Raw genomic sequence first — 18,557 nt, forward strand, 5'->3', positions numbered from 1 at the left:
TCGCATTATCAAGTATTCGCTTAATGCTTACCGGTACTACCAAAGCCGCCTTCGCCGCGATCACTGGCAGCAAATTCATCGACAATATTAAAGCCCACTTGCACCACCGGCACGATCACCAATTGCGCAATGCGCTCTAAAGGTTGGATCGTAAACGTCGTATTGCCTCGATTCCATACCGAAACAAAAATTTGCCCTTGGTAATCAGAATCAATCAAGCCCACCAAATTGCCCAACACGATGCCATGCTTATGCCCCAAGCCTGAACGCGGCAAAATCATCGCTGCCAAGCCTGGATTATCCAAATGCAAGGCCATGCCCGTTGGCACCAAAGTCGTTGCGCCGGGCGCCAATTCGATCGGCGCAGTCAAACAAGCGCGCAAATCCAATCCTGCGGCACCTGCTGTGGCATAGGCCGGCAAATTATCTTTTAAGCGTTCGTCTAAAATTTTTACATCGATCGTGGTCATGGTATTTCCTAAAAACATTTAAATTAAACAATTACCTAGGCATCTGACTTCGCAAAGCCAGTAAACCCTCAGTCGATTGAACTCAATCAGTGACAAGCAGCCAACTGAGTCAATTTTAAGCTGGTAAAACCAGTAATTACTTTTCTAATTGCGCTGCATCGTACAAACGGGCGATATGCGCGATCAGTTTGCGCGCAATGTCGATTTTTGGTGCGCGCGCTAAACGCGTTTCACCGCTATCATCGAGCAGCACAATTTCATTATCATCATGCCCCATCGCCGTCTGCACTAAGTTAGCGGCTAACAAAGGCAGTTTTTTACGTTTACGTTTGGCTTCGGCGTATTCCAAGAGATTTTCTGATTCAGCGGCAAAGCCCACGCAAAACGGTGGATTTTCTTTGGCGGTAATATTGGCCAAAATATCCGGATTGGGCGCGAGCTCTAGCGTCAAAATATGTGCGTCTTTTTTAATTTTTTGTTCAGATGGGTTGAGCACGTAATAATCGGCCACAGCAGCAACGGCAATAAAGATATCCGCCGCATCCACCTCGGCCTCGACCGCATTGAGCATTTGCTGCGCGCTCAAGACATTAATGCGCCGCGTACCAATCGGCGCTGGCAACGCCGTTTCACCCGACACCAGCACCACCTCAGCGCCCGCCTCATACGCCGCGCGCGCAATCGCGTAGCCCATTTTGCCTGAGCTGCTATTGGTAATACCGCGCACCGCGTCAATTCGCTCAAAAGTGGGCCCTGCGGTGAGTAGCACCCGCTTACCCTGTAAGCGTTTGGGCTGCAAACTCGCTTCAAGCAATTCAAAGATTTGCGCCGCTTCTAGCATCCGGCCATCACCGACCTCGCCGCACGCTTGCTCACCGGAGCCAGGGCCCAAGATCGCCACGCCATCGTCACGCAATTGCGCCACATTGCGCTGATTAGGCGCGTTTTCCCACATTTGCTTATTCATTGCCGGCGCAACCAGCAAGGGGCAAGTTCGCGCAGCGACCAAGGTCGACAATAAATCATCACAATGCCCTTGTGCGATCTTGGCCAACATATCGGCCGACGCTGGCGCAATCAACACCGCGGCAGCGCCACGCGTTAAATCAATATGCGCCATATTATTGGGCATGCGCGCATCCCATTGATCCACAAACACCGGATGCCCTGACAATGCCTGAAACGTCACCGCGCCGACAAAATGCGTTGCCGCCTCAGTCATCACCACGTGAACTTGATAACCCGCTTTCACTAAAAGCCGCGTTAATTCAGCCGATTTATACGCGGCCACACCGCCGGTAATGCCCAATACAATTTTTTTATGACTCACAATGTAAGCCTCTGCTATAGCGAATATCCGAAGTTTACCAAGAAACGCCGATGTCTATCACCGATTGGCCTGCAGATTCTCGCCCACGGGAAAAATTACTCCACCATGGCGCGGGCGCACTCAATGACGCCGAATTACTGGCGATTTTTTTACGCGTAGGGATTACCGGCAAAAGCGCCGTCGACTTAGCGCGTGATTTGCTACAGCATTTCGGCTCATTACAAGCCTTATTTCAAGCCAAACTCGAGGATTTTGCACACATCAACGGCATTGGTGATGCCAAATATGCCCAATTACAAGCAGTGCTTGAAATGAGTCGCCGCGCGCTATGCGAAGAACTCAAAGCACGCGATACACTCAGTAGCCCCAGTGCAGTGCGGGATTTTTTAAAGCTGCGGCTACGCGGCTTAAAGCATGAAGAATTTCATGGCTTATTTTTAGATAACAGCCACAAGTTGATTGCCGCTGAGACTTTATTTAAAGGCACACTCAGCGAAACCCGCGTTTACCCCCGAGAGCTGGCGCGGCGCGCATTAGAGCTCAATGCTGCGGCGCTGATTGTCGCGCATAATCATCCTTCAGGGCATGCCGAACCATCGCCAGCGGATATTTTACTCACCAGCCAATTGCAACACGCATTGGCGCTGCTGGATATCAAACTACTCGATCACTTTATCGTCGCCGCCCACCGCGTAGTGTCCTTGGCCGAACTCGGCCATTTATAGCTGCCACGCGGTAACGCCAAGCCATCGGCAGCGCTTCGTAGCAAAAATGCAACATGCATTCAAACATTCATTTTAAAAATAAACGTCAATCTCAAACCCAAAGCACGCACCCCAAAACCCAAGCCACATCACCGACACCGCGACTCAAAACAGCGCAAAACGTGGCTGTCTGGCGTATTTCTTTCAGCTAACAAACAAATCAGCAATGATTGCCCCACGCCTTAGCAACTGTCATGCCTACAATATGCAAGAACTGTTGCGGTCGAGATACAGGAAAACACTGATTTCTAGTCGCTGATTGCGAAAGCAAGATTGATTGCCTTTAAATGGCAATAGTACCAAAACAACCGTAATTAATAACAACACCCAATATCGGAGATTCACGATGACCATCGCTCGCCTCAGCCTCATCGCTGCCGCCATTTTGTCGATTACTGCCTGCGGCAAACAACAATCGGCCGATACGGCCAGCGCCCCAGCATCTGCACCAGTTACGGTTGAAGTGGAAACCGACATCATCAAAATTGGTCAAGCCTCACCAATGACCGGCAATATCGCCCACTTGGGTAAAGACAACGAACATGGCGTACAAATGGCCATCGACGAAATCAACGCTGCTGGCGGTGTGGATATTGCTGGCAAAAAAATGAAGATTGAATTGGTGTCAGAAGACGACCAAGCCGACCCGAAAACGGCCACCACCGTAGCACAGCGCTTTGTTGACCAAAAAGTCAGCGGCGTGATCGGTCACTTGAACTCAGGCACGACCATTCCAGCTTCAAAAATCTATAACGACGCCGGCATCGTACAAATTTCTCCATCATCTACTGCTGTTGCTTACACTGCACAAGGCTTCCCAACCGCATTTCGCGTGATGGCTAATGATGCACAACAAGGTGTGGTACTCGGTGACTTTGCAGTTAAAAAACTCAAAGCCAAGAAAATCGCCATCATTGACGATCGCACTGCCTACGGCCAAGGTTTAGCTGACGAATTTGAAAAAGCCGCTAAAGCCGCTGGTGCTGAAATCGTGAAACGTGAATTCACCACCAACCAAGAAACAGACTTCAACGCCATTCTGACTAACATCAAAGGCGCAAAACCAGATTTGATTTTCTACGGTGGTATGGACGCACAAGCCGCACCATTGAAAAAACAAACCAAAAAACTGGGCATTCCAGCCACAGTGATGAGTGCTGACGGCACCCAAACTGGTGAATTTATTAAATTGGCAGGTACCGATGCCGAAGGCACTTACGCATCTAGCCCAGGTAAATCTCTAGAAGACATGCCAGGCGGTAAAGAGTTTAAAGAAAAATTCAAAAATAAATTTGGTGTAGAAGTTCAGCTCTATGCGCCATATTGCTACGACGCAACCAAAATGATGGTTGCGGCAATGCAAAAAGCCGGCTCTGCCAACCCAGCGAAATACTTGCCAGTCTTAAAAACCATGGAATACCCAGGCTTGACCAGCACAATTACTTTTGACGAAAAAGGCGACGTTAAAAATGGTGCCATCGGTGTTTATGTAGTTAAAAATGGCAAATGGGAAATTGTTGAAGTTGTCGGTGGCGGCGCACCAGCTGCAGCGGCATCTGCTACGGCATCGGCGCCAGCACCTGCCAAATAATTAGCCTCACTTAAAAAAAGGGAAGCAGGGGCTTCCCTTTTTTATTGCTCACCTCAAAAAAAACTGTCATCGCCAACTATGGACGACTACGTCAAGCGCATTCATTTAGCCCTGCAATACATTCACCGCCACTTTGACCAACACATCGTCCTCGCTGATTTAGCCCAAGCAGCGCATTTTTCACCCTATCATTTTCACCGCATATTCACGGCGATTCAGCACGAGACGCCGAATGATTATCTACGGCGCATCCGCATCGAGCGCGCAGCGAATCTACTTTTGATTTACCCACCCTTCCCCATGCAGCAAATTGCGCTTGATTGTGGTTTTAAATCCCAAGCACTGTTTTCCCGCGCATTTCGAAGTCACTTTGGCATGACGGCCAGCGACTGGCGTAAAGGCGAGCAATGGACTTTAGACGGTTTAAGCTATAACTGGCGTCAGCAATCTCACAGAAATAATGAAAACATCTTGCAAGATAGCAAGAATTGCAAAGTATCCCATTCAGATAAACCCATAGAATCAATACCCAACACACCACTACACGTCGCACTGGAAGCGGCCAGAAACGGCGAATTACCACGGCAAATTTCAGCGCTCAAATTTGAAAAAATGCCGAGTTGTCGTTGGGTGTATTTTTGGCAACATGGCGTCGTCCTAGAGCAAATGTTTACTTTATGGCAACGCGTTGCAAGTTGGGGGCAAACGCAAGTCCTAAGCAATACCAATAGCCGCTTAGTTTCACGGATGATCGACAACCCAAACGTGACCGACCATCAGCGTTGCGCCTATGCCGTTGGCTTGCTGGTCGATGCCGACTTTAAAGCCGAACGCAATATGCTCGTCGCCGAGCTTGCGGCGGGGCAGTATTTAGTCGTCGACTTTTGCGGCACCGTCGCCGATTCAATGATTATGGCTCAGTATGTATTTGGCTATTACTTGCCGCAGAGCAAATGGACATTTGACGAAAGTCGCCCCGGCCATACGCTAGGGCCAATTAAAGATACACAAGAGACACTGCTGGCAACGACAAAATTTACTTATCAGCTCTGTGTACCGGTAAAGCAACGGCGGGCGAAATAACCCGACGTATTTAACTACAAACCTTAATCAAAGACTGGCTCAAGCCAATACCCAAGGATAATTATGCAATATCGCTTGATTAGCATCGCCATCGCGCTGAGCCTTGGCTTGAGTCAAGCCGCAAGCAGCGACTTACCCACGCCACAAGTGCCAGAACCTGCATTAGCACAATTTAAAACGGCGACGCCCGAATCGGTCGGACTCGACTCGGCCCAGCTCACCAAAATGCTCAACTACCTGCAAACACCCGGCTTTGATATGGAAAGCATCATTATCGCGCGGCATGGCAAGGTGGTGCTCGAAGCCTATGTTGCGCCGTTTCACGCGGGCATTCCGCATCAAGTGAATTCAGTCACCAAAAGCTTTATGGCGACCTTGATTGGCATGTTGATTAGCGACGGCAAACTCAAACTGACCGACACCGTCGCCGATATCTTGCCGCAATACGCCGACTTGCCAAATGCCAAACTCATTACTGTTGAGCAATTGCTCGGGATGAAATCAGGGCTACTTTGGAATGAATTGGGCGGATGGGGATTGCACGAGAATGATTTTGGCGAACTAAAACAACAAGACGACATCGTGAAATTTGTACTCAATCGCTCGATTGAGCCTGATCAAGTCAACAATTTTAACTACAACAGTGGTGGCTCTGATCTGCTTGGTATTTTGGGTGAAGCGGCGCTCGGCAGTTCTTTAGCCGACTATGCCCAGCAACGCTTATTCAAACCACTTGGCATTACTAAAACGCACTGGCTAGATCTCGACCAACAAGGCCGCATTGGTGGCGGGCGCGGGCTGTACATCATGCCGCGCGATATGCTCAAACTCGGTGAGCTGCATCGGCAAAATGGCGTTTGGCAAGGGCAGCAAATCTTGCCAGCTAGCTGGGTGCAATACGCGACATCGCCGAGCATTCCCGTCTCTAAAGGCTCTCATTATTACGGCGCTCAATGGTGGGTAGGCAAAGACAGGGAGTGGTATAGCGCGCAAGGCTATGGCGGGCAAGTTATTGCCGTTTTTCCGCAAGACGATATCACGATGGTGATGACCTCACGCAATAATGACGACAATTCCACCTTTGGTTTCAGTGCGCTGCGCGAGTTTTATTTAAAACTCAAAGATCAGCCGAATGAAAACCCCAGCGCTTACGCCGCATTACAAGCAAAAATTCAACAACTCGCCACCCCCACAGCCACGTCAAAGCTGCGCTCGCCACTCGAAAAAACCATTCACAACCGGAAAATTGATTTAGAAAGTCCTACGTTCTGGGCCAATCAACTCAAATTTGAATTTAACGATGACACCGTGACCATCACAATGTCACCACGCAGCTTAAGTGAGCAACCCTTCGTCATCCAAGCCAATTTAAGTGAGGCATGGCTGCATACCCCCGTTAAACCAGTCGATAATCGTTGGCAAAAATCAGGCCCAGAATCGATGCGCGCCGCGCGAGCACAATGGCTGGACAACAACACCTTAGAATTCATGGCGATGGACGTGGATGAATCGTACAGCGTCAATTACAAAATCAAGTTCAAAGGCAAAAAAGCCACCCTATTGAATATGAACGACTCAATCGCCAGCCAAGGCACACTCCGCTAGGCATTGGGTCTAATTCATCACTAAGCAAATCAACAAGGGCCTCAGCATGTGCTTTAAATTTTGTAGTTTGGTACTACTTCTAGCCAGTGGCATGGTTGCTGCCAGCAACACAAATGATTTACCCACCAGCTCACCCGAGGCGCAAGGGATCGACTCGGCGCAGCTCAATGCTGCACTAAAAGAAATTCAAAAATCAGGCACACCCATTGATAGCATTTTAATCATGCGCAATCGGTATGTCGTGCTAGACAGCTATTTCTATCCTTATCAGCCCAATACCCTGCACGACCTGCGATCGGTCACCAAAAGCGTGACCTCAACCATGCTGGGGATTTCAATTGAGCAAGGCAAACTTAAAGGCCTCGATCAGCCGATGCGGCCTTTTTTTGCCGAGCAACTCAAAGGCGATATTGACCCACGCAAGGCCGCGATTACACTTGGCAATCTAGTTGACATGCACTCAGGGATTGCTTGGTATGAAATACCTTACAATTCTCAGTCCAGTATTTATCAGATGGTCAACAGCGCAGATTGGAATCAATACGTTTTGCAGCAAGCCATGGACGATGAACCCGGGCGAACTTTTAATTACAACGGCGGCAATATGAATTTGCTGTCCGCAGTGATTGAAAAGGCTTGGAATATGCCGATGCAAGAAGTCGCTGCCCTGCAACTTTTTAAGCCGCTTGGAATTCACAACTATTATTGGCAAAAAGATCCTTCTGGCCACACCATTGGCGAAGCTAACTTGGCCCTTGCACCGCACGATTTAGCCAAGCTAGGGCAATTTTGGCTGCAAGATGGTGTTTGGCAAGGCCAGCGCCTATTGCCAGCCGGTTGGATAAAAAATCTATTTGAAGATACAAAATCAGCGCAAAGCGCAGGCTATCGCCGTGGTTTCTGGGTGGATTTAAGTCAAAAACACGTTCAAGCGTCGGGGCGACACGGGCAATTTATTCGCATTGACCCTCAACAACAGTCCGTCATCGTCATCACCAGTAAAATCGCTGACCAAAACGCTGATGACTTCGCACTCAACCTTGTCAGCCAAGTGATAAAAAATAGCCCTCCACGATCTGAAAATAGTGCCGCTCAAGCTCAATTGGCGGCAACAATACAAGCCATCGCCTTACCTGACAGCGATGCAAAAAACACCCTTGAACTTGGCAGCAATTGGTACGGCAAAACATGGCGTTTTTCCAGCAAGCCGTGGGGCATCGAAACCATCAGCCTCAAACCTGATCCACAAGATGCTGGTAGCCTAATTTGGGAAGTGGACTCAATCAAGGGCAAAACCAGTTGGCCTGTTGGTCTGGATGGCGTATATCGTCGCCAAGCCGATGCGCATTATTACGATCTAAATTTACATGCCAAGGCGCGCTGGAAAAATACCAATACGCTAGAAATCAAAACCCAATATGCAGAAGGGGCAATTTCTCGGCATTATTCATTTAAGTTCAATAAAAACAATGTCGAATTGAGCTATGCCGACAATGAATCATCTAGCGGCCAAGCCACAGGCCTTTTAGTCAAACCATAAAGGATTTATAAAATGCGCGAACTTTTTCTCGATTACATCATGCCATTTTTGGTGCTCAGTGGCCTGCTAGGTGGTTTGGTGTATCTGGCGTGCTCGCATGCGCTCTACACTTATTTGAAAGAAAATTACAGCGATGCCCTGCCGCCTCGCTTAGAGCTGTATATGCACGATGCAGAGGCAATGGGTGGTTTTCTCGATGGCATACGGTATGCAGCTAAAACAGGCAACTGGAAACGCATCGAGAGCAATACATGGCGCAGGCTATTTATTTGCAATCATGCGCTCGGCTATTTTGTGGTGTTTTGTTGCGCTGTACTCTGCGCGGCATTTTTATTCTGGCCTAAGTCTTAATTAACATGAATGAGCAATGATTTGATTGCCGCACGAGCATCGTTTGTGCGGCAATCCTTCTACTTCGCACTCGCTCAGCAACTACCACCACTGATGAAAGTGATGCACAGGGCCAATACCGTGGCCGACTTCGAGGCGTTCGGCCTCGCTAATCGCCAGCAATAACCAAGCTTTGGCTTTGGCGACGGTCTCTACCCAATCAGCGCATTGCGGGCGTAGCGCGGTGAGCGCTGCCGACAAGGTGCAGCCAGTACCATGGGTATGCCGCGTGACGATGCGCGCCGCAGGAAAGCACACTTCATCATTGGCTGTAATCAACCAATCTGGGCAGGATGTACCGCCTAAGTGCCCGCCCTTCATCAACACCGCTTGCGCACCAGCCGCAAGTAACTCTCGGCCTTGTGATCGCATTTGTGCTTCTGATTGCGCTTCAGCGCAGCCGAGCAATGCCGCCGCTTCGGGTAAATTCGGCGTAATGATACTGGCCATCGGCAATAATTGCTCGCGCAGCGCATTCACCGCCGCCGGATCGAGCAGCGCATGGCCACCCTTCGCAATCATCACCGTATCGAGCACCATGATTGGCGGTTGGTAATGCGCCAAGCGTTCAGCCACCACCGCAATCGTCGCGGCATTGCCAAGCATGCCCATTTTGACCGCATCAACGCGAATATCGCTAAACACCGCATCGCATTGCGCAGCAATGAATTCGGGCGACACCACCTGTACGCCGTGCACGCCTTGCGTGTTTTGCGCCGTGAGCGCGGTTATCACGCTCATACCGTAAGTGCCGAGCGCCGAAAAAGTCTTTAAATCGGCCTGTATCCCTGCGCCGCCGCCAGAATCCGAACCAGCAATGGTTAAAGTATGAATCGTCATTTGGTATTTCCCTTGGCGGCATGAATTTCAGCCAATAGCCCTTGCGTTGCGCCAGCGACATCACCTTGGCCGCAAATCGCCGAGACGACGGCAACGCCATCAAAACCCTGCGCCATCAAGTGGGCCACTTTCCCCGCCTGAATGCCACCAATGGCGACCGCTGGCAAAATACGGTTTTGCAACATGGCGGCGACTTCGTCCACCGCGATCACCGGTGACGCGTCTTTTTTCGTTCCTGTAGGGTATACCGGCCCAACCCCAACATAATCGATGATGCCAGCTTGATACATCGCTTCGGCTTCATGAAATTGCGCCAAACCATTGGTCGATAGACCGACAATTTTATTTGGGCCGAATAATCGTCGAACTTCAGTAGCAGGTAAATCTTGCTGGCCAACGTGCACGCCATCGGCGTCAATCGCCAGCGCAATATCGAGCTGATCGTTAATAATGAGTGGCACATTGTAGGGGGCCAGCGCGGCTTTTAACGCCTGAGCGGCCAACAACCATTGGCGTTTTTTCCATTGCGGCGCGCGCAATTGCACTACGGTGGCGCCGTTTTGCGCGGCGATTTGCGCTGTCGTTACCATTTCGGCCAAGCCGCCACATAAATCGGGGTCAAGCACCAAATACAGGCTTAAATCAATCGGGTTCGCGGGTTTCATCATTCGCTATAGCTCCGCAATTGCACTGGATGAATCACGTGTAAAGCGTCTAAAAATGGCGCAACAAATGACCCAGGCCCATCAGAGCACTCCACCGCCCGCTCGCCAGCAATCGCCATGACGGCACATGCTGCGGCCACGGCATTCAATCGATTGGGCGCGTCGGCCAAAAAGGCGGCCACCACGGCCGACAAGGCGCAACCCGTTCCCACCACGCGCGTCATCATTGGGTGCCCCCACGGCACAGCCCACGTTTGCTCGCCATCGGTGATGTAGTCCGTCGCGCCGGTCACGGCAACAATCGCGCCCGTGGCGCGTGCCAATTGCTGCGCAGCACTGAGCGCCGACATTGAGCTCATGGTGCTGTCTACGCCTTTACCACCCGCCGTCGCCTCAGCATTCAAAGCCAATGCCCCCGCCAAGGCCAAAATTTCTGAGCCATTGCCGCGAATTGCCGCTGGTTTTTTCGCCAACATCGCAATGGCTGCGTCACGCCGGTATTGCAATACGCCAACCGCCACCGGATCGAGCACCCACGGCGTTGCCGCCGCGTTGGCGGCATCAATCGCTAAGTTCATCGCTTGTAGTTGAGCTGGATAGAGCGTGCCGATATTAATCAGCAACGCATCGGCAATCGCCGCAAAGTCAGCGACCTCTTCTTCGGCGACAATCATCGCCGGTGAAGCGCCAATGGCCAGTAGGGTATTAGCAGTAAAGCATTGCACGACCTCATTGGTCAGCACATGCACTAGGGGGGTATTAGCGCGTAAGCGTTCTAGCTCGTCGGCAACTAAATGAAATGGCAATTCAGGTATAGAAAGATTGGCTTGAGACATCGCGATTTCCTTGTATAGCGCAGGAAGTCGCCTAGTCGCAGCAGACATCCCTACGCCAGTATGATCTGGATCAGGTACAACGGGTTTCTCTCAGCCGCTTTACAAGCTGTTGACGTTGGGTTTGCCAAACGTCCACAGACCCTAACGGCACCCCGAGTCTGTGGCCATTGTACCGTCTCAGCGCCGGCGCGGTGCGGCACTAGATCAAACTTTTTAGCTAGGGTCGTTGCGTTGGATTCGCCGCGAAAATCGCGTCAACAGCGGCGAAAAACCAAACGTCAACAATCGCAAAGCAAGTCCGCCTGAAGTGTGTGGCTGCCAACCTAAGTTTGCAATCCGCGCTGAGTCCGACCCTCGCTCAAAAATCCCGCAAGATCTGCGCTAAGCGCGCAATTCCTGTTTCAATTTGTTCGGGATTAGCATGACTAAAATTGAGTCGAATCGCCCCATCGTCTTGATTTGACGCCATAAATGCCACGCCGGGCATAATCGCCAATTTTTGCGCTAAAGCGGCGCGCATCAGCGCTAAAGTGTCATCGACCGCATTGAGTTTGACCCAAAAAAACAAGCCGCCACTCGGTAAGGCCCACGTGGCATAAGGGCTTAAATGCGCGGCCAACGCATCGGCCATCGCATCACGGCGTTGTCGATACAGTGGCAATACGGCAGCTAAATGCGGATCGAGCTGATTGCCCGCCAATATTTGCGTCACAATCAATTGGCTTAAACGGTTGCTATGCAAATCAGCCGCTTGCTTTAAGCGCACCAAGTGCGGCATCAAATCAGGATGTGCAATCAAATAACCCAAGCGTAAACCCGGCGCCAAGGTTTTGCTGAACGAGCCTTGATACACCCAAGGCGCCGATGTTAAATGACTCACCAAGGGCGCAGGCGCGGGGGTATCGTATGCTAGCTCGCGATACGGGTCGTCTTCAAACAAACACGTACCATGGGTATCGAGTAGTGCCGCTACCGCTTGCCGCTCCGTTTGACTGTAGCAATAGCCCGATGGGTTTTGAAACGTCGGCGTTAAATACGCCATAGCCACCTGCGGCAACTGATCGGCCAACGCGGCTAAATCAACGCCATCGGCAATCGGCAAAGTGCGTAAATCAGCCCCTAATAAACGGAACGACTGCAAAGCGGCCAAATACGCCGGCTCCTCGACCAAGACCGGCGTACCTTCGTCGATCATTAATTTACTGACGAGATCAATCCCTTGTTGCGAGCCATTCAGAATTAATACTTGCTCGGCGCTGCAGTTAAAACCGATGGATTGCATTCGCTGAGCGATCAACTCGCGCAACTGCGGCTCGCCTTCGCTCGGGCCATATTGCAGCGCACTTTTCACTACGTCGGCAGGCATTGCGGCTAAATCCAGCGACAATAAAGCTTCACTGGCGGGTAAGCCACCGGCAAATGAAATCACCCCAGGTTGTTGCGCGACCGCTAAAATATCGCGAACCAATGACGAAGTTAAACGTTCAATTCTTCGAGCTAGCATAAGATACGCCACATAGGTCAATAAAGTAGACCTAAATCATGCCCATCAAGGAAAATTAAGTCAATATGATTGACCAAAAAATTGAAGCCGATATCGAACTCTTGTTTTATGGCTACCGTGCTTTTACCGCGCAAGCGGACGCTTTACTGGCCGAACGGCAATGGGGGCGCGTACATCATCGAGTGTTGTATTTTGTTGCCAGAAATCCTGGTGTTGCTATTCACCAACTTTTAAGCAAATTAGGCGTAAGCAAACAAGCATTACACGGCCCACTTAAAGCCTTGCAAGCAGCGCAATTGATTGCCAGCCAAAGCGACGAGGATGACAAACGGGTAAAAAACCTATATTTAACGCCACTTGGCCAGCAACTCGAGCATGAGCTCACCAGCCCACAACGCGAACTACTGCTACGCATTGAATCGGAGTTAGGCCCCGAAGTCACCACGGCATGGCGGCAAATGATGGCGACGCTCAGCCAACAAATCACATCAAAATCTTAAAACAAGCTTTTGTTGATTAGGCTCACATTCCGATTGCGTTCTAGCCGCTAAGATGAATTTAATCGTCTTAGGGAGCCATTCTCATGCCCAATTTAGCTACAACATTTTTAGATCTACCTCTGAACAACCCACTGATGAACGCCTCAGGGGTTTGGTGCAGCGTTGGCTCACAACTCGAAGCACTGCAAGAATCAGAAGCGGGCGCCATGGTGACCAAAAGCTGTACTTTACAGCCGCGCGATGGCAATCCCGAGCCGCGTTACCGCGTTCTCAATGGGGATAAGCCGTGGGGCAGTCTCAATTCGATGGGTCTACCTAACGAAGGCTTTGCTTATTATTTGCGCTATACCGAGCGTCATGATTATGAGAGCAAGCCCTTGTTTATTTCGATTTCGGGTCTCACGCTCGATGACAATTTGGCGATGATCGACAGCTTAAAAGACGCGGTGACACCAGCGATTTTAGAGATCAATTTATCGTGCCCGAATGTACCGGGCAAAGCGCAGCTGGGTTATGATTTTGATGCCATGGATACTTTATTGGCCGAAGTCACCTCCGGTTACGGGCAACGCGCTTTAGGCGTTAAATTGCCACCGTATTTTGATATTGCGCATTTTGACGAAGCGGCAGCGATTTTAAATCGTTACCCAAGCGTCGCTTTCGTGACTTGTATTAATTCAATTGGTAATGCGCTGGCGATTGATATTGACAGTGAATCGGTCATCATCAAACCGAAAGATGGCTTTGGTGGCTTGGGTGGCGATTACGTTCTACCGACTGCGCTAGCCAATGTGAATGCGTTTTATCGCCGTTGCCCAGAAAAAGCCATCATCGGTTGCGGTGGCGTGAAATCAGGTCACGAAGCATTCTTGCACATTCTAGCGGGTGCGACTTTGGTGCAAATGGGCACGGCGCTGTATGAAGAAGGCCCGAGCATTTTTGGCCGAGTGAAAGCTGAGCTTAGCGAAATCATGGCAAAGAAAGGTTATTCAAGCTTGTCACAATTTCATGGCAAGCTCAAAACCTTGTAATTAATCGTTCTCTTCTCGCAAGCGTTCTGCATTTTCGGTGGTGCGTTTATGCACTGGATGCAAAATAGCGTGCGCCATATCGGCGCTCGCTTGCGTGAGCAGCTCAGGACTGAGCAACTGATAAGAATATTGTTGCTGTGCGGCCAGCGCCTCTTGCGGCGAAGCCATACTGGCGGCGACCATGGCAATCGCCGCTTGATTTTGCTGCAAAGCCTTACTCCACAAGGCTTGCTGCATAGCCCCGATTTGCTGCAAAGCCGCGACAGAAGACTCACCCACCGCTTCGAGTTTTTCCATCCCCATCTGTGTCATTTCAGCTTGCTCGGCCACACTCGGATTAATCCCTGCTTGCGCGAGCATTTGTGTACGCTGTGAAAATACAAAGGCAGAGTCTAGCCACATTTCTTGCGTTTTTTGTGCCAACTCGTGCCATGTAGCAAACGGGTCTTGCGTGAATTGAGTCATATCATTTCTTATTCAAGAAAAGCATTAATATTCGACCGGAACTGGGTCTAAACTGCGCCACAGATACCACGTGGCCACACTACACCACGGCTGCCACGCTGCGGCAAGCTCAATCAGCGCTGCACGCGGTAAACGCTCACCTGCGTGGTAATGCAGTGCAATGGCTTTGACCAAACCGATATCCGCCAGCGGCAAAACATTGGGACGTAGCAAATAAAACAATAAAAACATTTCCGCCGACCAGCGCCCTATCCCACGGATTGAGATCAATTCTTGAATAATCGCCTCATCATCCCAATCCACCCACAAACTCGGATCTAAGCGCCCCGCTTGATGATGCACGGCCAAATCACAGAGGTATTCTACTTTTCTGGCGGATAAGCCACAGGCGCGCAGCGCTTCACGATCTTGCTGCAAAACTGCGGCGCTCGACACATCACCCAGCGCCGCAGTGAGTCTAGCCCAGACTGTATCAGCCGCCTTGACCGAGATTTGTTGCCCAACAATCGCTCTAGCCAAGGTATGAAAAACATCTCCTCGGCTTTGCAGGCTAGCCGCAGGATGCGCCGCAATGAGCTTGGCCATCACTGCGTCTTGCGCCGCTAAATGCACGCAGGCTTGCTGCCAATACGCGGGAAGGTGCGTAGTCATTCACCGGCCACGGTCATTTTTTCGATCAAAATCGAGCCAACATGGCGGCTACTCGAGCGCAAACCATCATCGCCTACCGCAATAATTTGCTGATACATCTCACGCAAATTACCTGCAATGGTGATTTCTTCAACCGGATATTGAATCACGCCATTTTCAACCCAAAATCCAGCGGCGCCACGCGAATAATCTCCAGTCACCATATTGGTGCCGTGACCAAGCAACTCGGTGACCAACAAGCCCGTGCCCATCAAACCCAATAGACTGGCCGCATCGATGGTGGGCGCCACCAATAGATTATGCGGGCCACCGGCATTACCCGTGGTATCCATCCCTAGCTTGCGCGCTGAATAGCTACCAAGGAAATACCCCTGCTGCAAACCCGCATCCACCACAGTACGTGCCACGGTGGCAACGCCCTCGGCATCAAAAGCACCACTGGCAAAACCGCGCTTCAAAAATGGATCTTCAGTAATCGTGACGCATGGCGAAAATACCGATTTGCCTAGGCTATCAACCAAAAAGCTCGATTTTCGATATAAGCTAGCGCCGCTCACTGCGGCAATCCAATGCCCGATCAAAGAACTCGCCACGGGCGCTTCAAACAATACGGGGTAATCACCCGTTTTTAAGCGCCGCGCACCTAATCGGCGAATCGTACGCTCGCCAGCGCGTTGACCAATTTTCTTAGCCGAATCTAAATCGGTCTCGGCGCGCGCCGAGCTATACCAATAATCACGCTGCATGCCGCTTTCATCTTCGGCAATCACTGCCGCAGAAATACTGTAGCGCGTACTGGTTCCCGTCCCCATAAAGCCCAAGGAATTGGCGTACACCCAGCGCGAACCAGAAGTCGATACTGTTGCGCCATCGGAGTTATTAATTCGCGGATCGACGCCGCGAGCGGCGGCTTCGCATTCTCGTGCTAACTCAATCGCGCCTTCCACCGATAAAGGCCAAGGGTGATATAAATCCAAATCGGGAAAGTGCGTACACAAGCGTGCAGGATCAGCCTGACCAGCAAACTCATCGGCCGCAGTGTATTTCGCGATGCTTAACGCTTTATTGACCGTTTCAGCTAAAGCCGCAGCGGAAAAATCGCTACTGCTGGCATGCGCTTTTTGCTGACCCAGATAAACGGTAACATTCACACCTTTATCGCGGTTGTATTCAATCGTCTCGACTTCGTCCAAACGAGTCGATACATTTTGGCCCGCGCCTTCGGAAACCTCAACGTCGCAAGCGCTTGCGCCTTGTTTTTGCGCCTCTTGTAACACTTGCGCGGCTAAATCACGCAGGTTTTGTTCACTAAAACTAAATTCAGACACAGAAGTTTTCCCAGAAGAACAATCAGTAACACGGTTTCGTTTGGTATCATACTGCTTTTGCACAAGTTCTTGACACCATGACCAACCTAAATCAATACGACAGCGATGAGCCCGTTGGCATCATCAGCAAGTCACAAGCCAAACGTGACGCATTAGCGTTGCAAGAATTGGGCGCGACTTTGCTGGAATATACGCCAAAACAACTCGCCCCTTTGAATCTGCCAGAAAACATCTTGGATGCAGTCAAAGAAGGTCGGAAAATCACGGCCAATGGTGCCACCGCTCGCCAGAAGCAGTATATCGGCAAATTGATGCGAAATATCGATCCAGCCCCAATTTATGCGTTTCTTGATGCGCAAAAAGGCATTTCAAACACGCACAATATTTGGCTGCACCAAATTGAGCGTTTACGCGAAAAAATGCTCACCGATGTAAAAACCGTTGAAACCTTTATCGCCGACTATCCTGAAGTTGATATTCAACACCTGCGCCAATTAATTCGCAATTCAATCAAAGAACGCCAACAACAAGAAGCTGGCAAGCACGTACCTCCAAAAGCCTTCCGTGAATTATTTCAGTTAATGAAAACATTTATCAAAGAGCCTGCAACCGGATACCAAGACCCAGAAGAAGAAGCCCCGACCAAGGATTAATTTATGCACACCGATTCAGCTCCGATTCTTAGCGCGCACGGTTTTTTATTTGATATGGATGGCACCTTGGTGGATTCAACGCTTTGCATTGAAAAAATCTGGCGCAATTGGGCTGAACGTCATCAAATCGATTTCTCCGCCATTTTAAAAGTCATGCATGGTCGACGTGGTGAAGAAACCATTGCCCTAGTTGCACCCCATCTGGATGCTCAAGCAGAAACAGCGCAGTTGATTGCAGAAGAATTACTGAGCCTTGACGGCTCGGCAGCAATCGCCGGCGCGAAGGATTTTCTTGAGTCACTCGATCTCGACCAATGGGCTGTGGTCACCTCGGCGCCACGCGAATTGGCGCTGGCAAAACTGGCTTTTGTTGGCCTGCCGACGCCCAAATACTTAATTGGCGCAGAAGATGTAACTTTAGGCAAACCCAATCCAGCACCCTACTTACAAGGCGCTGCATTACTGCAACTTGATGCTCATGATTGCATCGCATTTGAAGATGCGCCAGCGGGAATTCGTTCCGCACATGCAGCAGGCGCACACGTGATTGCCATTAGCCATGCGGCCGGAGTAGATTCAACTGGTTTGGCGCAATTTAGCGTTCGTGACTTTACGGCAGTGCAATTAAACCGCACGGCATCAAGTTTTACTTTGAGTATTTCAGCATGAATTCTGCATTAAAAATTGGGCTTGTTTCTATCTCTGATCGAGCCAGCAGCGGCATTTATGCAGACCAAGGCATACCGGCACTTCGTGAATGGCTAACCCAAGTACTCACCACACCCTTCACACTAGAAACTCGCCTCATTGCCGACGAGCAATCGCTAATCGAGCAAACCTTAGTCGAACTAGTCGATATCGCCGCTTGCCAACTCGTACTGACTACCGGTGGTACTGGCCCCGCTAAACGCGATGTCACGCCTGAAGCAACGCGAGCAGTTATGGATAAAGAAATGCCAGGGTTTGGCGAGCAAATGCGGCAGATTAGTTTGCATTTTGTTCCGACAGCTATTTTGTCTCGACAAACTGCAGTTATTCGCGGCAATAGTTTGATCTTAAACTTACCAGGGCAACCCAAATCGATCAAAGAAACATTAGAAGGCTTAAAAGACGATCAAGGCCAAACACTCGTGCCGGGTATTTTCTCTGCCATCCCATATTGCATTCAATTACTTGATGGTCCATACATAGAAACAGACCCTACAATTGTAAAATCATTCCGACCCAAATCGGCGATACGGCAATAATTGACCAATAAAAAATGGCGTGAGTTTCACGCCATTTTTTATGAACCATATTCAATTGCATTCA

Annotated in this window: 20 protein-coding genes and 1 riboswitch; of the genes, 11 read left to right on the top strand and 9 right to left on the bottom strand. The window is 50.2% G+C overall.

Translation table 11 applies throughout. The features are described from left to right. Positions 1-20 precede the first annotated feature (20 nt). Positions 21-470 (bottom strand): dUTP diphosphatase, encoded by a 450-nt coding sequence (gene dut / locus K4H25_RS10165; RefSeq protein ID WP_173534274.1) that lies wholly within the window; start codon positions 468-470, stop codon positions 21-23. 136 nt (positions 471-606) lie between these two features. Beyond that, on the bottom strand, positions 607-1,800 hold the full coding sequence (gene coaBC / locus K4H25_RS10170; RefSeq protein ID WP_221020405.1) for a bifunctional phosphopantothenoylcysteine decarboxylase/phosphopantothenate--cysteine ligase CoaBC: 1,194 nt from the start codon (positions 1,798-1,800) through the stop codon (positions 607-609). 50 nt (positions 1,801-1,850) lie between these two features. On the opposite strand from coaBC, the gene radC reads away from it, so the two are divergent. The 6 genes from radC to K4H25_RS10200 all read left to right on the top strand — a co-directional run bounded on the left by radC (position 1,851) and on the right by K4H25_RS10200 (position 8,734). Continuing rightward, entirely contained in the window at positions 1,851-2,525 is a 675-nt protein-coding gene (gene radC, locus K4H25_RS10175) for a RadC family protein (protein WP_221020406.1), read from the top strand. A 385-nt stretch (positions 2,526-2,910) separates the two neighbouring features. After that, the gene (locus tag K4H25_RS10180) at positions 2,911-4,155 is read left to right on the top strand and encodes a branched-chain amino acid ABC transporter substrate-binding protein (RefSeq protein ID WP_221020407.1); all 1,245 of its coding nucleotides are present in this window, start codon (positions 2,911-2,913) and stop codon (positions 4,153-4,155) included. 78 nt (positions 4,156-4,233) lie between these two features. Continuing rightward, a complete protein-coding gene (locus tag K4H25_RS10185) occupies positions 4,234-5,238 on the top strand; it encodes an AraC family transcriptional regulator (RefSeq protein ID WP_221020408.1) in 1,005 nt (334 codons plus the stop codon). Between the two features lie 63 nt (positions 5,239-5,301). Next, complete coding sequence (locus K4H25_RS10190) at positions 5,302-6,843, top strand: serine hydrolase domain-containing protein (RefSeq protein ID WP_221020409.1); 1,542 nt, start codon at positions 5,302-5,304, stop codon at positions 6,841-6,843. Between the two features lie 46 nt (positions 6,844-6,889). Further along, positions 6,890-8,383, top strand: a complete 1,494-nt coding sequence (locus K4H25_RS10195; RefSeq protein ID WP_221020410.1) for a serine hydrolase domain-containing protein — start codon at positions 6,890-6,892, stop codon at positions 8,381-8,383. A gap of 12 nt (positions 8,384-8,395) precedes the next feature. Next, on the top strand, positions 8,396-8,734 hold the full coding sequence (locus K4H25_RS10200) for a hypothetical protein (RefSeq protein WP_221020411.1): 339 nt from the start codon (positions 8,396-8,398) through the stop codon (positions 8,732-8,734). 81 nt (positions 8,735-8,815) lie between these two features. On the opposite strand, the gene thiD is transcribed toward K4H25_RS10200, so the two are convergent. The 4 genes from thiD to K4H25_RS10220 all read right to left on the bottom strand — a co-directional run bounded on the left by thiD (position 8,816) and on the right by K4H25_RS10220 (position 12,618). Next, positions 8,816-9,613 carry a bifunctional hydroxymethylpyrimidine kinase/phosphomethylpyrimidine kinase gene (thiD, locus tag K4H25_RS10205; RefSeq protein ID WP_221020412.1) on the bottom strand — a complete coding sequence of 266 codons (798 nt, stop codon included), beginning with the start codon at positions 9,611-9,613 and terminating at the stop codon, positions 8,816-8,818. After that, a complete protein-coding gene (thiE, locus tag K4H25_RS10210) occupies positions 9,610-10,281 on the bottom strand; it encodes a thiamine phosphate synthase (protein WP_255587517.1) in 672 nt (223 codons plus the stop codon). Before thiE ends, thiD begins: the two co-directional genes overlap by 4 nt. Further along, entirely contained in the window at positions 10,278-11,114 is an 837-nt protein-coding gene (gene thiM, locus K4H25_RS10215) for a hydroxyethylthiazole kinase (RefSeq protein ID WP_221020413.1), read from the bottom strand. The genes thiE and thiM overlap by 4 nt, the downstream gene beginning before the upstream one ends. 30 nt (positions 11,115-11,144) lie before the next feature. Next, positions 11,145-11,279, bottom strand: a riboswitch (TPP riboswitch). Positions 11,280-11,472: 193 nt separating this feature from the next. Next, the gene (locus tag K4H25_RS10220; protein ID WP_221020414.1) at positions 11,473-12,618 is read right to left on the bottom strand and encodes an aminotransferase-like domain-containing protein; all 1,146 of its coding nucleotides are present in this window, start codon (positions 12,616-12,618) and stop codon (positions 11,473-11,475) included. 65 nt (positions 12,619-12,683) lie between these two features. Here K4H25_RS10220 and K4H25_RS10225 point away from each other — a divergent pair, with 65 nt between their 5' ends. Both K4H25_RS10225 and K4H25_RS10230 read left to right on the top strand, forming a co-directional pair. Beyond that, positions 12,684-13,118, top strand: a complete 435-nt coding sequence (locus K4H25_RS10225) for a MarR family winged helix-turn-helix transcriptional regulator (protein WP_221020415.1) — start codon at positions 12,684-12,686, stop codon at positions 13,116-13,118. An 83-nt stretch (positions 13,119-13,201) separates the two neighbouring features. Then, the gene (locus K4H25_RS10230; protein ID WP_221020416.1) at positions 13,202-14,149 is read left to right on the top strand and encodes a dihydroorotate oxidase; all 948 of its coding nucleotides are present in this window, start codon (positions 13,202-13,204) and stop codon (positions 14,147-14,149) included. Here K4H25_RS10230 and K4H25_RS10235 read toward each other — a convergent pair whose 3' ends face one another. Genes K4H25_RS10235 through pmbA form a run of 3 tightly spaced genes read right to left on the bottom strand, consistent with a single transcriptional unit; the run spans position 14,150 to position 16,593 of the window. Continuing rightward, a complete protein-coding gene (locus tag K4H25_RS10235) occupies positions 14,150-14,614 on the bottom strand; it encodes a polyhydroxyalkanoate granule-associated phasin (RefSeq protein WP_221020417.1) in 465 nt (154 codons plus the stop codon). A 24-nt stretch (positions 14,615-14,638) separates the two neighbouring features. Beyond that, a complete protein-coding gene (locus K4H25_RS10240) occupies positions 14,639-15,265 on the bottom strand; it encodes a DNA-3-methyladenine glycosylase family protein (RefSeq protein WP_221020418.1) in 627 nt (208 codons plus the stop codon). Then, entirely contained in the window at positions 15,262-16,593 is a 1,332-nt protein-coding gene (pmbA, locus tag K4H25_RS10245) for a metalloprotease PmbA (RefSeq protein WP_221020419.1), read from the bottom strand. The genes K4H25_RS10240 and pmbA overlap by 4 nt, the downstream gene beginning before the upstream one ends. A 77-nt stretch (positions 16,594-16,670) precedes the next feature. Here pmbA and yjgA point away from each other — a divergent pair, with 77 nt between their 5' ends. Genes yjgA through mog form a run of 3 tightly spaced genes read left to right on the top strand, consistent with a single transcriptional unit; the run spans position 16,671 to position 18,493 of the window. Then, the gene (gene yjgA, locus K4H25_RS10250; protein WP_221020420.1) at positions 16,671-17,246 is read left to right on the top strand and encodes a ribosome biogenesis factor YjgA; all 576 of its coding nucleotides are present in this window, start codon (positions 16,671-16,673) and stop codon (positions 17,244-17,246) included. A 3-nt stretch (positions 17,247-17,249) separates the two neighbouring features. Further along, a complete protein-coding gene (locus K4H25_RS10255) occupies positions 17,250-17,915 on the top strand; it encodes an HAD-IA family hydrolase (RefSeq protein ID WP_221020421.1) in 666 nt (221 codons plus the stop codon). Further along, positions 17,912-18,493: a molybdopterin adenylyltransferase gene (mog, locus tag K4H25_RS10260; protein ID WP_221020422.1), complete on the top strand. Its 582-nt coding sequence runs from the start codon at positions 17,912-17,914 to the stop codon at positions 18,491-18,493. Before K4H25_RS10255 ends, mog begins: the two co-directional genes overlap by 4 nt. Positions 18,494-18,557 lie beyond the last annotated feature (64 nt).

Origin of the sequence: Deefgea piscis (genome assembly GCF_019665785.1) — a bacterium.
In the GTDB taxonomy this organism is placed as follows: Bacteria; Pseudomonadota; Gammaproteobacteria; order Burkholderiales; family Chitinibacteraceae; genus Deefgea.

Bases quoted from the DNA above. Each gene is read 5' to 3' on its own strand.
- dut (WP_173534274.1), bottom strand. From the start codon at position 470: ATGACCACGATCGATGTAAAAATTTTAGACGAACGCTTAAAAGATAAT.
- thiD (WP_221020412.1), bottom strand. From the start codon at position 9,613: ATGACGATTCATACTTTAACCATTGCTGGTTCGGATTCTGGCGGCGGC.
- K4H25_RS10225 (WP_221020415.1), top strand. From the start codon at position 12,684: ATGATTGACCAAAAAATTGAAGCCGATATCGAACTCTTGTTTTATGGC.
- thiM (WP_221020413.1), bottom strand. From the start codon at position 11,114: ATGTCTCAAGCCAATCTTTCTATACCTGAATTGCCATTTCATTTAGTT.
- K4H25_RS10230 (WP_221020416.1), top strand. From the start codon at position 13,202: ATGCCCAATTTAGCTACAACATTTTTAGATCTACCTCTGAACAACCCA.
- K4H25_RS10195 (WP_221020410.1), top strand. From the start codon at position 6,890: ATGTGCTTTAAATTTTGTAGTTTGGTACTACTTCTAGCCAGTGGCATG.
- K4H25_RS10185 (WP_221020408.1), top strand. From the start codon at position 4,234: ATGGACGACTACGTCAAGCGCATTCATTTAGCCCTGCAATACATTCAC.
- K4H25_RS10235 (WP_221020417.1), bottom strand. From the start codon at position 14,614: ATGACTCAATTCACGCAAGACCCGTTTGCTACATGGCACGAGTTGGCA.
- K4H25_RS10180 (WP_221020407.1), top strand. From the start codon at position 2,911: ATGACCATCGCTCGCCTCAGCCTCATCGCTGCCGCCATTTTGTCGATT.
- mog (WP_221020422.1), top strand. From the start codon at position 17,912: ATGAATTCTGCATTAAAAATTGGGCTTGTTTCTATCTCTGATCGAGCC.
- K4H25_RS10255 (WP_221020421.1), top strand. From the start codon at position 17,250: ATGCACACCGATTCAGCTCCGATTCTTAGCGCGCACGGTTTTTTATTT.
- K4H25_RS10240 (WP_221020418.1), bottom strand. From the start codon at position 15,265: ATGACTACGCACCTTCCCGCGTATTGGCAGCAAGCCTGCGTGCATTTA.
- thiE (WP_255587517.1), bottom strand. From the start codon at position 10,281: ATGATGAAACCCGCGAACCCGATTGATTTAAGCCTGTATTTGGTGCTT.
- K4H25_RS10200 (WP_221020411.1), top strand. From the start codon at position 8,396: ATGCGCGAACTTTTTCTCGATTACATCATGCCATTTTTGGTGCTCAGT.
- K4H25_RS10190 (WP_221020409.1), top strand. From the start codon at position 5,302: ATGCAATATCGCTTGATTAGCATCGCCATCGCGCTGAGCCTTGGCTTG.
- radC (WP_221020406.1), top strand. From the start codon at position 1,851: ATGTCTATCACCGATTGGCCTGCAGATTCTCGCCCACGGGAAAAATTA.
- yjgA (WP_221020420.1), top strand. From the start codon at position 16,671: ATGACCAACCTAAATCAATACGACAGCGATGAGCCCGTTGGCATCATC.
- K4H25_RS10220 (WP_221020414.1), bottom strand. From the start codon at position 12,618: ATGCTAGCTCGAAGAATTGAACGTTTAACTTCGTCATTGGTTCGCGAT.